This is a genomic window from Teredinibacter haidensis (genome assembly GCF_014211975.1).
Classification (GTDB): Bacteria; Pseudomonadota; Gammaproteobacteria; order Pseudomonadales; family Cellvibrionaceae; genus Teredinibacter; species Teredinibacter haidensis.
The window spans coordinates 4,614,557-4,628,130 of sequence record NZ_CP060084.1 but is presented as its reverse complement, the minus strand read 5'-3'; the positions used below and the strand labels follow the sequence as shown (position 1 = coordinate 4,628,130).

The window sequence follows — 13,574 nt, the reverse complement described above, 5'->3', positions numbered from 1 at the left end:
CAGCAGGCGTCTTAAGTGTTAAGCGTATTCGCAAAGGACGGCGATGTTACGGCTTGAAATCACACCCTGGGAAAAGGAGTAAAGAATGATTCGCCATAATACCGAAGGATAGTACGCTTTTTTTCCCATAACGTCATAGCGACATTGATTAATAAAATATCAAGCGACACCATCATTTTTTGAATGATGGTGTCGGGGGAAATCTGATTAAACCCGGATAAGTTCTACGTGAAGCCAAAACGTTTATTGGCACGAAACACTTCCTACAAAGAGACGTTTTGATCTTGGTGACGCCGCGGGCTCAGCACATATAACGAAAACCGCCTCCCCAATAGGTAAATGATGGTGCCCTTTTCGTAGCTCGCCGGATTTATGCGATGTCAATATTGGCGAGCGGTTATTATATTTGTGATCCGGAAATTACAGCATTAATGGCGTAAAATTTTCACGGTGATTAACGGAAAATTACAAATTACCAATAACCCAGTCGTACAGTCGGCCTATACCCGCTTCCATAAAATTGGCGTTATAGGGCGCGCCTTCCGATGAATTACATCGTCCAATGTCAGTATGCTGCAGATTTTCCCACGTTTGACTGTACCAGCTGGTGCTGTCCGCGCAAAACCCGTGAACGGCGGCTCCCAGAATTACGGGCGCACCCGTTACTACGTGCTTAATGTTGGGTTTATTTAGGCCGCTATAAAACGTTGCGAGATCGGCACGCCGAGCATAGTAAGCTGAATTTAACGGGTTTTGGCAGCTCGGCTGGCCGGCTGTTTCTAGCTCGTCCTGTAGCGTATTGGGAACCGCATCGATTAAGCCAACATAGACGGGTACATTGTTCCAACCCGTTTGCTGCTTAATTTTTTTAGACATGCGCATTGCCAAAGCGCCACCGCGGCTTGAGCCCAACAGAATAATCCTATCCACCTTCGAATAATCACCGTGCTTAAGAAACCAGTTAGTAAAAGCTTTTTCCGCTTTTATTTTCGCGCTGCTGGTATTTTCCCAATTAAAATTTGAATTAAAGACAACCCCCAAAAAAGTATTGCTCGCACTGAACTGACCTGAATCGATCAGACGGCTGGCGAGCGACTGACTTTTAAGGTAAGCCGCTTTTGTTCGGTCGCCCTTACCCCAGCTGTCATCCCAGCTCGAATCCTGCCCGGTAACACAATTAGAACAACCCGATGATCCCGATGAGCCCTGCTGACCAGGTATCAGCAGTATCATTGTTCTGGCGTTACTAACGCCCGGATTCCAATAGCGACCAATGTAGGTATTTTTTCGATACTCTGTCCAAATACCCTCGTTAGACCATTCCGGGTAATCTGGATGGTCCTTCCACACAAAGACTGATTTTTTCCAACGAACCCTATCGACATTTATTGACTTGTCTGCACACAGGGCAATATCAGAAACAACAAACATTAGCATGACCATTAACAACCAAAGTGGATTTCGTTTTTTCATGAACATTCCTCACAGGTTAACTAAATAGCGTAATTAAAGGTGAAAGCAGTAAGCTCTACTGTACAGCAGATTTTATTAACAGCAATTAAATGTCAATGGATGTTTTGTGTAGTTGTAATAACAATCACGAAAAACACGAAGCCAGAACAGGACAGAATTTAGGGGGAGGAAAATCAAAAAGTACGTGGCGTGTAAAATACTAGAATCCCGCAGATATTTTTCACATAAGCCCAGCAACAACATTGGCGCGTATTATTTTATAAGAAGGCGTTTCCCAAGCACATTAACGCCACGAACTTGCGCCGCACTCTAGCCCCAAAACAATCTCATGTCATATAACTCCACAAACTGACGGGATATATGGCATTGGAAAGCGCTGTGAGTGTCTTCTATCCTATAGTTAGTTACTAAAGCTTTACTGGAGTAAGTCTGTGTCCATCAAAATGAAATTCATGCGCCCTTTGGTTGTGGTTTTTGCTCTGTGCATTGCCGCGGGAATTTTTGTTACCCATACCATTGCGGCCAAAAAAATACAGGCAGAAGCAGAAGATGGCGCAGCCCGAGCCAGCGAAGAGGCCCTCAACCTCATTGAGGTTACCGACAGTCTGGTAATGGATCAAGTTGCCACAAGCATGCGTTTGCTTAAGGAGTTAAGCAGCTCTTATGGCGAGGCATCTCTTGGCGACCAGCTTGAGATAAACGGTCAGCCCACAATAGATTTAAATTTTGGCGGTACCGCCATGGGAAACAACTTCGAGCTGGTGGATCATGTCACCAAGTTGGCGGGCGGTACCGCGACAATTTTTTCGCAATATAACGGCGATTTCATTCGAATTTCCACCAATGTTATGACTGCGAAAGGCAGGGCTATCGGTACGCGTTTAAATCCCGAAGGGGCGGCAATAAAAAAGATTAGAAAAAACCAGCCATACTACGGTCTTGTCAGTATTTTGAACTCCCCCTATCTTACAGCCTATGAACCGATATTGGATAATAACTCTGGCGCTGCCATTGGTATTTTATATGTTGGATACAAGGCCGACTTAAAAAATTTGGATACTGTTATTGAAGGAACTCGCATACTGAACCAGGGCTTCATCTTGATTCGCGACAACCTGGGAAAAACTCGGGTTCACTCAGACAATATTAATTTAGCTGAAGCCGATCGTATTGTGGATGGCAAAATAGACGACTGGACGCTGTCCCGCAAGGGCTTCGACAAGTGGGGTTATGAAGTCATTACTGCGTATCCCAAAAAAGAAGTTAGAGACCACCTGTTCACGGCTTCACTATCGATGGCGCTTGTAGTATTTCTCGTGGGTGTTGTTATTTTGGGTATTGTGTATTGGCTACTGTCATACATGGTTATTCGCCCACTGAATGAAACAATCTTAAGGGTGGAGGACGTTGCCAACGGCAATGGCGACCTTACACGGCGAATCAACAATAAAGAAAAGGATGAACTCGGGAGCTTGGCAAGCGCCTTTGATCGATTAATGGATCAGCTGCAAGGCACAATTAAGTCTGTCGCGAATATTGCCACGGGGCTTGATACTGCAGCAAAAGGTTTACAGGAGATTTCCCTTGCCTCGAAAGGCGTGCTCAGCGATCAAAGCAGTAATATTGATATAATTGCGTCGGCTATCCACGAAATGTCCGCATCGGCCGGCGACGTCGCCGATACTGCAGGCAGAGTCTCGGTCGCAGCCGAGGAAGCGGACCAGCAGGCACGTCACAGCCACGACCAAGTGACAGGCTCTATTGCCGCCACGGAAGTGGCTGCCGAGAACATTCAGGAAACGTCGAAGGTGCTGAGTGACCTTGTCGACTCAGGCAAGGAGATCAGCGCTATTTTGAATGTTATTCGCGGCATAGCCGATCAAACCAATCTTTTAGCCTTGAATGCGGCTATCGAAGCGGCCAGGGCTGGCGAACAAGGCCGAGGCTTTGCCGTTGTCGCCGATGAAGTTCGCTCACTCGCAAAGCTTACCCAGACTTCTACTGAAGAGGTTGATGAGATGCTGCGGCGCTTTCACGCGAGCACGGATACCGCGCTGCTAAAAATGAATAGCGCGAAAAGTACCGGGGACGCAAATGTGTCGGCGGCCATTGCCTCTGGCGAGGCGATTGATGCGGTACGAGAAAGTGTTGGCAGCCTTAGTGATTTGAACAAGCAAATTTCCAGCGCGGTCAGGCAGCAGAGTGAGGTTGCGGAAGAAATTAGCGTGAATGTAACGCGTATCAGTGAGGATGCGGAACTCAGTAAAACTCAGGCGGAAAATACGTCGGCGGCGGCTGTGGAGCTAGCGGATCTATCGCGCCGCATACAAGAGCAACTTGGGAGCTTTCGCTACTAGCGAGTATTCGCGGCAAACAAGTTAAAGTGTAGTAGCTCAGACTTGATCTTACAGTTACTCGTTTTTGAACGGTGCCTGTCAGCTCGGCTCGGGTTTAAATCTGAGCTAAATTTTTCGTAACCCAAACCGATTTACCACCCGGCAATGTTTCCATTCACCGCTGTAGTAGCGCATCTTCCGCGACCAGACAGTCAGAGTGTGAACACAGAGATATAAAGCGGTCGGAATACCCGGAGCTAGTCAAAAGGGTTGAACCAATACTCTCGCTTCAGACCAAGTATTCTGAACGAACCTTCAGCCATGTCGCCCTTAATGATAGAAAAATCGTTATCAACGCGAGCAAAACTCACGATGCCGTGAATATACTGGGAAAATAGTCTGGCGACACGTACCTCATCACCAACAGCTTCCAGGAATCCATTGGCTTGAAGTGTTCTAATTAGCGCAGCGTTGTAAACAATAGCTTTATTGAGCATGGATCGTTGGGTTTCTGCAATGCTCTCGTCGTCGCAACCAAGATGAACAACAGACGAAGTGTAGGAGCAACCGCCAGCCGTGCCCTTAGCTTCACCAAATTTATGAACAAAAATAAAGCGAAGATACAGCTTTAACTGTTCAAGCGGCGGATTCTGTGGCGACATTATCTCATCCACCTCTTTCTTGGTGGATTGCCAGGAGTATTCACTGGCTTCGCAGAACAGTGCGGCTTTAGATTCAAAGTGGTGATAAAAACTGCCCTTTGTCACACCCGCGTGCTTACAGATTTCGTTGACACCCACAGAGTTGTAGCTGCTCTGCCAAATGAGATCGAGAGCAGTTTCCAGGAGGCGTGTGCGCGTTTCTTGACTGGACATAGCTTGCCTAAAACCTTACAACCTAAAAGATACCTACCGGTATGCTTGTTTCTATTTGTAATATCAAACCTATACGTTTTTTTAAACATACGGCCACTGTCGCCTAATGGCAACAAATATATCGTAACTTAACCGCATTGCCCTCCATAATGAGCAGAATTGGGGATCTCAGCTACCCCAGAGCCAAATGAATTTGAGCTACATCAATATTGACACCATACCTACCGGTATGTATAGTTTTAGCAAATCCAAGGCGGGTCGAGCCCAGCCTTTTATATTTACACTTCTGATGCTAAGGCTTAATTATGTTGTATGGTCGTTCGTATTTGGGCTTTTCACTCAGCCCTCTAAAAATTGTCTATTTCCTCGGGCTATTCGCGTCCTGGATGCCGCTGGCGCACGCTCAAATGCCCCCGCCTAAAGTGGAAGTGATTAAAGTGTCAGCCAGTGAAATACGTCACTGGGATCATTTTTCCGGCAGAATCAGCGCAGTTGAAAGCGTGGAAGTCCGGCCATTGGTAGGGGGCCGTATAGACCAAATCCTGTTTAAGGACGGGCAGCTAGTGAAGCGTGGGCAAGCACTTTTTGTTATTGACCCTCGCCCTTTTGAAGCGGCCGTTAAGCAGGCTGAAGCAACATTGTCCACGGCGAAGGCCCAAGCTCGCCTGACGCGGCAGGAGCATACGCGATCTCAAGAGCTGTTAGATAATAAGCTGATTTCTCAAAGTATCTATGACGAGGCTTTGACTGCTAACGACGTGGCTAAGGCCGCCGTTCTACAGGCAGAAGGTCAATTGCTGAATGCCAACCTGAATTTGGAGTATGCGCATATCGTTGCCCCTATTTCGGGTAGGGTCGGACGAGCAGAGCTCACCGCAGGTAATATCGTTGGTGCGGGTCCAAGCGCTCCATTACTTACAACGATCGTTGCTGAAAGCCAAGTTTACGCAGAGTTTCGTGTGGATGAGCAAAGTTACCTTGATTTGCTTGAAAATGCACAAGCCCCCTCCGATATGCCGGTGTTTATCAATCTGTCTAACAATGCTCAAACAGTCTACGAAGGCCATGTCCACGCTTTTGACAACCAGCTCGATGCTGCCAGCGGCACCATCCGTGCGAGAGCAGTTTTTAATAATACGGACGGGGTATTGATACCCGGTATGTATGCGAATGTGCGCATTGGTTCAGCCATAAAGCAACAGGTCTATCTCGTCCCAGAGCGCGCAATAGGCACCAACCAAAACAGAAAATTTGTTTATATTATCGATGAGCAAAATTTGGCTCAGTACCGCGAAGTTACCTTAGGGGATCAATTCAAGGGACAGCGAGTCGTTCGCTCTGGCCTGACCGTAGGTGAACATGTAGCTGTGAACGGCCTTTCCCATATACGCCCTCAAGCACCGGTCGATATCGCGCCGGCTTCGCTGCAAGAAGTAGCAGCGTCCTCCGAACACTAATCTACCCAAATTAAGCAAATACTATGAATATCTCACGATTTTTCGTGGATCGCCCCATTTTCGCTGGAGTGATCTCACTGCTCATTTTTATTTCGGGTTTACTGGCCATGTTCCAGTTGCCTGTATCTGAATACCCAGAAGTCGCACCACCTTCGGTAGTGGTGAATGCCTCATTCCCTGGTGCTAACCCCAAAGTTATTGTCGAAACCGTGGCCCGACCGCTAGAAGAGCAGCTCAGCGGTGTGGAAAACATAATTTACATGTTTTCCCAAGCTACCACCGATGGCCGAATGGTGTTAACGGTGACATTTAAAATCGGCACAGATCCAGATTTGGCTCAGCAGATGGTACAAAATCGCGTATCGCAGGCCTTACCCAGATTGCCGGAAGTTACCCGCCAGATCGGTGTGTCCGTTGCGAAGAGCTCTCCGAACTTGACGATGCTCGTGCACCTTACCTCTCCCGACCAGCGTTATGACGATCTCTTCTTACGGAATTACGCCGTTCTTAACGTTAAAGATGAGCTGGCCAAAGTACCGGGTGTCGGCATGGTACGCTTGTTCGGCTCAGGCGATTACGCCATGCGAATCTGGCTGAACCCGGATAAAATTGCCCAATATAACCTCACTTCTAGTGATGTCGTGAATGCCATTCGCGAACAAAACATTCAGGTGGCGGCGGGACTTATTGGTGGCGCGCCCATCGCCAACGAAATCGAAGTGCAGCTTCCCATCAACGCGAAAGGTCGTTTAAATACGCCAAAAGAATTTGGTGAGATTATTATCAAAGCAGGTAGCCATGGAGAAATAACTCGCCTGCGTGATGTCGCACAAATCGAACTCGGAGCCTCTGATTTTGGTTTGAACGCTATGTTAGATAATCAACCCGCTGTAGCCATTCCCATTTTTCAGACGCCCGGCGCTAATGCGATTCAAATATCCGATGACGTGCGCAGCACAATGGAAAAGCTCGCCCCACGCTTTCCCGAAGGCATGAGTTATGAATTGGTTTATGACCCCACCGTATTCGTTCGAGGCTCCATCAAAGCCGTGGTTAAAACGCTATTGGAGGCACTGCTCTTAGTTGTTCTCGTTGTTGTTGTATTTTTGCAAACCTGGAGAGCATCGATTATTCCGCTTTTAGCGGTGCCAGTTTCTATCATCGGCACCTTCGCTCTCATGCACGTTTTCGGTTTTTCCATAAACACTTTATCGCTGTTTGGCTTGGTGCTGTCCATCGGCATTGTTGTGGATGACGCTATAGTGGTAGTTGAAAATGTCGAGAGAAATATCGAAGAAGGACTGAGCCCTCTCCAGGCAACATATAAAGCAATGCAGGAAGTCAGCGGCCCCATTATTGCTATTTCTCTAACGCTTGTAGCGGTATTTGTACCCATTGCTTTTGTCAGTGGTTTGACCGGACAGTTTTACCAACAATTTGCTTTGACGATCGCAATATCCACAGTCATTTCCGCGGTTAATTCACTAACACTCAGCCCAGCCTTGTCTGCTTTGTTGCTAAAGGGACGAGACGAACCCAAAGACGCATTAACACGCGGCATGGACAAAGTCTTCGGCGGTTTTTTTCGCCAGTTCAATCGTGGATTCGGTGCAAGCGCCAAGGGCTATGGCCGTGGAGTTAAAGGTTTATTGGGCCGAAAAACCATCATGATGGTGGTATATGCCGTGTTTTTAGGAATTACATGGTTTGGCTTCAACAATATTCCCAAGGGTTTTGTCCCTGCACAAGACAAACAATACCTGATTGGTTTCGCGAATTTGCCCGATGGGGCCACCTTGTCCAGAACGCGAGAAGTACTCAAAGAAATGGGCGAAATCGCGCGTGCAGAAAAGGGCATTGCTCATGCGATACAATTTCCTGGGTTGAGCATCAACGGCTTTGTAAACAGCTCCAGTGCAGGTATCGTTTTTCTACCGCTTACAGACTTTCACGACCGTAAAGACAAATCCGAGTCGGCCGCCGCAATTGCCCAACGGCTGCAAATGAAGTTTGCCGGCATCGAAGAAGCCTTTATTGCCATATTCCCCCCACCACCGGTGAGAGGATTGGGCACTACCGGGGGCTTCAAACTTCAAATTGAAGATAGGGCAGGGCTCGGCTATGAAAAATTGGCGGACGTCGTTGCCAAGGTTCAGCAAATGGCCATGCAGCGGCCTGAGTTGAGCCGCGTGTATTCAAACTACAAAATTAATGTGCCCCAGCTATATGCCGATCTCGACCGCACCAAGGCCAAACAGTTAGGCTTAAACCTTCAGGATATATTCGAGACCATGCAGGTCTATCTTGGGTCTCTGTACGTCAACGACTTTAATCAATTTGGTCGCACATATAGGGTTATTGCTCAAGCCGGCAGTGAGTTTCGTAGAACGAAGGAAGATGCGCTTAATCTAAAAGTTCGCAATACCGCAGGCGATATGGTGCCACTGGCTTCAGTCCTACAGATGCAGGAAAGTTTCGGGCCGGAAAGCGCTACCCACTATAACGGGTACCTGGCTGCCGATTTAAACGGGAGTGCAGCTCCAGGCTATTCCAGTGGGCAGGCGCAAAGCGCCATTGACGAGGTGTTGGAATCGGTGTTACCACCGGGAATAGAGTATGAATGGACGGATCTCACCTACCAGCAGGTTTTGTCTGGAAACACCGCCATTTACATTTTCCCCTTGTGTTTGATTCTAGTGTTTCTTGTACTCGCCGCACAATACGAAAGCCTAGCTTTACCCATGGTTGTTATATTGGTGGTACCACTTTCTATTTTGGCGGCGCTGGCCGGCGTTTGGTTGACTGGTGGCGATAACAATATATTTACCCAGGTCAGCTTGTTTGTGCTCGCAGGGCTCGCCTGTAAAAACGCCATTTTGATCGTGGAGTTCGCTCGCGAACTGGAGATTGAAGGAATGGAAACCTATCGGGCTGCCGTTACCGCAAGCCATATGCGTTTGCGTCCGATTTTAATGACGTCCTTCGCCTTTATTATGGGCGTTGTACCTATGGTATTTTCAACAGGTGCCGGTGCGGAAATGCGCAATGTTATGGGTATTGCCGTGTTTTCTGGCATGCTCGGCGTAACCGTATTTGGCCTGTTTTTTACGCCAGTGTTTTATGTGTTGCTGCGTTCGATAGAGAAGCGCTTAAAACCGACAACCAACTCGGCGACACCTTCGGAAGATGGTGCCAATTTACAGAAGGAGGCCGAAGCATGAGTAAATTTCCTTTTGCCTTGAGCATTGCCACTTTATTGATCTCTGGTTGCGTGTCCTACCGCGACGCGAACAATACGGTTTCAGGCGCCGAGTTACCAGATATGCAATTCCGTCAAATGGTGAGCCGTGATACGTCCATCAACAATCACTTGCCTGTCGCACTCTGGTGGCAGGAATTGGAGGATGAACAGCTCGGTGATCTAATTCAGCAAGCGTTAACCGCCAACCATGACATACGTATCGCCTTAGCAGCGATCAATGAATCACGGGCATTGTTAAGGTACAACCGCTTAGACTACCTACCTTCACTAACGACAGAAATCTCGGGTACACGAGAACAAAGCAGCCGGGATATTTCGCCTGCCAGCGGTATTTCCGAGCGTTACAGCGCTGGCATGAACTTATCCTGGGAGGTGGACGTTTTTGGCCGCATTCACAATCAAGTCCAATTGTCCCAAGCCCAACTCCGCGCCAATGAGGTGGATTTTCATGGAGTACAAATCAGCTTGGCTGCGGAAGTAGCCAGCACCTACTTGAACGTACAGGCTCTGAAAGCGCAAATGGACGTCGCACAGCGTGGAGTTGATATTCAGCAACAAAACTTGCGCTTGGTAGAAGGCTTTACCGAGGTCGGTCGCAGCTCCGAATTCGACCTAACGAGAGCCAGAGCACAATATGAAATCTCAGCAGCGCATTTGCCTGCTCTACGACAAAATTACCGCTTCGGTTTGAACCGTCTAAGCGTGTTGACGGTATTAAGTGTAGAAGAGTTGTCGAAGCGGATAAAGTTCGACGGCAAGCTACCTTCGGTGCCACCCTCGGTTGCTATAGGCCAGGCAGGAGATCTATTAAAAAGCCGCCCAGATATTCTCCGCGCCGAACAGGCTTTGAAAGGCGCGATAGCCGAATACAATCTGCACGTAGCCGATTTTTATCCGCAAATTTCCCTAACCGGCAATTTCGGCTACCTCTCCACAGAATGGTCACGTCTGGGAGAGGAGCCCAGCGAAACCTTTCGCTTTACTCCGGCGATACGTTGGGCAGCTCTAGACCTTACCCGAGTCAAAAGCCAAATCGCGACAGCAGATGCTCGCGCGCAGGCTCGTTTGGCTGAATTTGAAAAAACCGTACTCATTGCTCTCACCGAAACCGACAACGCTATCACTAGCTTCACTCAGGAGGAACTGCGTCGTCAGCGTTTACACCAAGCAGCTTCGGCCAGTGGTAGAGCCGCCAATATTGCCCGCCAGACCTATGAAAAAGGTCGGGGAGATTTACGCGACGTGTTGGATGCAGAGCAAGTCAGACTGAATACTGCGCAGCAACTAATTCAGAGCGAGGAGGCCATTCTTCAGCGCTTGGTCGACATATACAAAAATCTTGGCGGTGGCTGGCCCGTCGTTAAAAACGGGTAGAGAAATGCCTGAGACATAAAGCAAAATAAAGGTACCGAAGGACATCGGTACAATCGCACCGAAAAAAGGTTTCCCAAGTGTTAACTGCAGGCGCCCCGCGCGAAGACGTATCTGAACTATTTAATACTCAGGAAATCGTTTCTCGCGGCGCCCATTTAAATTCAGCCGCAGCCCGTGAGTTGAAACAAAAAGCCGAGCAGTATATGAAGGAGCTTAGAAGCATTGAACTAGTGCCGACAGGGTAGCCTAGAGCCGTGGCATGATAGAAGTATGATGCTACAGCTTTTAAAAAAACGAAAGCCGCAGAAAAAGTCTAAACCACCTTTTTGCCAACAATAAAAACTGCTTTTCCTTTGGCTGGTTGCCATTGGTAATCTATATGAAAACCTGCATCCACAATAGCGCCTTCCAATTCTTCGCGGGGAAAGACCTTCAACAGCGGCATGAAACCCAGGAAACGTCCGATAGGCGCGAGAAATTTAAAGAACTTCATGGTATCGCCAAGGCAGGTGGTGCTGGTAATAAACGTACCACCTGGCTTTAACATGTTATAAACCTTGGCGATAACATCTTCCTTACTTTCCAGCAGGTGTAAAATACTCAAACCAAGAACAACATCCAGCGTTTCATCCGGTATCACGATTTCGTCAATAGTCGATTGTCTGAAAGTGATATTGTGAACATTCTCCGTGTTGGCTTTGCCTCGCGCGAGGTCGATCATTTTCGCAGAGATATCGATTGCCAGAATCTGTTTTACAAAAGGCGCGTGCGCTATGGCGGTACCGCCCGTACCGCAGCCGAACTCCAGAACATTCATTTCCGAGCTAAGGTGCTCTCGTGTAACGGCGAGTTTTTTCTGGTAAGCCTCTTCATCGGCAATGGGCATTTTTGCATAGCGCTCAGAAATATTGTCCCAGAATTTACTGTCCTTATTCACTTCGTCCTCCTTTTATATACGATTGTTTACATCGATCAACCATTCCTGAACTGCAAATCGCACAAGCGCTTATACAGCGGCGAAGTCGCCAGCAGCTCTAGATGTGTCCCCACTTTCACGATGCAACCATTATCCAAAAGCACAATACGGTCGGCATGTATAACCGTTGAAAGGCGGTGGGCAATAATCAGTGTGGTTCGGTTTTTCATTAGATCATTTAACGCCGCCTGAACATGCTGCTCACTTTCGGCATCCAGTGCACTGGTCGCTTCATCAAGCAATAAAATTGCCGGATCTTTTAGTATGGCTCTGGCAATAGCAATACGTTGTTTTTGTCCACCGGAAAGTCGCACGCCCTGCTCACCTAAAAAACTGCCATAACCCTGCGGCAATGCTTGAATAAATTGGTGCGCATGGGCCTGCCGCGCTGCGGCCTGAACCTCTTCATCGCTGGCCTCGGGCCTACCATAGCGTATATTGTGCCAAACGTCGGCACTGAACAGGATAGGTTGCTGTGGTACAAGCCCAATCGTTTGTCGAGCCGCCTGAATATTTAGCGTTTTTAACGCGCAGCCAAACACCCGAACCTCGCCTTCGAGTGGGTCGTAAAATCGTTCCAACAATTCAAATAATGTGGTTTTACCGGCACCCGATGGGCCAACCAAAGCAATAGTTTCGCCCTTTTTTATGTTTAGCTGAATATTTTTTAATGCCAACTGTTCTGGTCGGGAGGGGTAGGAAAAGCTGAGCTTGTTAAACTCCAGCGCAGAGGTAGCGCTGCCGACGTTTAGCACCTGTGGCTTGTTGGGGCTTTTAATTTGCGGCTCTACCGATAGCAGCTCCATCAGCCTTTCTGCCGCTCCCGCCGCGCGCTGCAACTCACCATACACTTCCGATAACGTGCCCAACGACATGGAAACCATAATCGCGTAGAACACAAATGCGCCCAGATCACCCGCGCTCATGTTCCCGCGCATAACATCGGTTCCACCTACCCAGAGCATCATGGAAATAGCGGTGAAGACTAATAAAATAACAACGGCGATTAAGCTAGCACGCTGACGAATACGCTTTCTGGCAATTTCAAATGCTGCGTTGACTTCGTCGCCAAAGGCAATTTTTTCTTCCCGCTCGCGGGTGTAACTCTGTACGATTTTGATGTTTTGAATTATTTCCCCGGCGTAGGCGCCAACGTCTGCAACGCTATCCTGACTTTTTCTCGACAGGCTGCGCACACGACGGCCAAACAGCACCATGGGTAACAACACAAAAGGAATCCCGCTTAACACGATCAAACTGAGTTTAATATTGGTGATAAGCAGCATGACCAAACCACCTACCAGCGTCAGTGCACTGCGCAACGCCATAGAAAACGATGAGCCAATGATGGATTGCAGTAAGGTGGTATCGGTTGTGAGGCGGCTCATAATTTCGCCGCTCAGGTTTTCTTCAAAATAACTGGGGTGAAGGGATATCAGCCGTTCAAATACGGCTTTTCGAATATCGGCGCTCACCCGTTCTCCCATCCAGGACATAAGGTAGAAGCGGATAAAGGTTCCAGCTGCCATTAAGAAAATCAGTACTGACATTAAGCCAATGGCTGCCGCCAATTGCGATTCCGATTGCGCAACAAACCCTTCGTCTATCACCAGCTTCACCGCCTGCCCAATGGACAAACTGATGGCCGCGACAAATACCAGCGCAATAACGGCGCCAATCGCTCGTTTGGTATAAGGGCGAACAAACCCCACAATGGGCCACAGGGTGTACAAAGATTTGTTTGTTTTAGAGCTTGCTGTCGACGATTCAGTCATTCTCTTGTCCATACCGGCGGGCTATTCACAACACTGTATAACAAAA

8 protein-coding genes are annotated in these 13,574 nt (G+C 48.2%); 4 read left to right on the top strand and 4 right to left on the bottom strand.

Features of this window, described 5'->3' with window-relative positions; all coding sequences use genetic code 11:
- Positions 1-465 precede the first annotated feature (465 nt).
- Positions 466-1,473, bottom strand: a complete 1,008-nt coding sequence (locus tag H5715_RS18870; protein WP_075186506.1) for a hypothetical protein — start codon at positions 1,471-1,473, stop codon at positions 466-468.
- Positions 1,474-1,904: 431 nt separating this feature from the next.
- Between H5715_RS18870 and H5715_RS18865 the strand changes: the two genes are divergently transcribed.
- A complete protein-coding gene (locus H5715_RS18865; RefSeq protein WP_075186505.1) occupies positions 1,905-3,830 on the top strand; it encodes a methyl-accepting chemotaxis protein in 1,926 nt (641 codons plus the stop codon).
- A 236-nt stretch (positions 3,831-4,066) separates the two neighbouring features.
- Here the strand turns inward: H5715_RS18865 and H5715_RS18860 are convergent, their stop codons facing one another.
- Entirely contained in the window at positions 4,067-4,684 is a 618-nt protein-coding gene (locus H5715_RS18860) for a TetR/AcrR family transcriptional regulator (RefSeq protein ID WP_075186504.1), read from the bottom strand.
- A 305-nt stretch (positions 4,685-4,989) separates the two neighbouring features.
- Here H5715_RS18860 and H5715_RS18855 point away from each other — a divergent pair, with 305 nt between their 5' ends.
- From H5715_RS18855 to H5715_RS18845, 3 genes are read left to right on the top strand one after another with little or no spacing between them, the layout of a single operon-like run.
- Entirely contained in the window at positions 4,990-6,141 is a 1,152-nt protein-coding gene (locus H5715_RS18855; protein ID WP_075186503.1) for an efflux RND transporter periplasmic adaptor subunit, read from the top strand.
- Between the two features lie 23 nt (positions 6,142-6,164).
- A complete protein-coding gene (locus H5715_RS18850) occupies positions 6,165-9,362 on the top strand; it encodes an efflux RND transporter permease subunit (protein ID WP_075186502.1) in 3,198 nt (1,065 codons plus the stop codon).
- Entirely contained in the window at positions 9,359-10,777 is a 1,419-nt protein-coding gene (locus H5715_RS18845; RefSeq protein ID WP_075186501.1) for an efflux transporter outer membrane subunit, read from the top strand. Before H5715_RS18850 ends, H5715_RS18845 begins: the two co-directional genes overlap by 4 nt.
- 313 nt (positions 10,778-11,090) lie before the next feature.
- Here H5715_RS18845 and H5715_RS18840 read toward each other — a convergent pair whose 3' ends face one another.
- A complete protein-coding gene (locus tag H5715_RS18840) occupies positions 11,091-11,714 on the bottom strand; it encodes a class I SAM-dependent methyltransferase (protein WP_075186500.1) in 624 nt (207 codons plus the stop codon).
- Positions 11,715-11,749: 35 nt separating this feature from the next.
- A complete protein-coding gene (locus tag H5715_RS18835; RefSeq protein WP_075186499.1) occupies positions 11,750-13,528 on the bottom strand; it encodes an ABC transporter transmembrane domain-containing protein in 1,779 nt (592 codons plus the stop codon).
- Between the last annotated feature and the right edge of the window lie 46 nt (positions 13,529-13,574).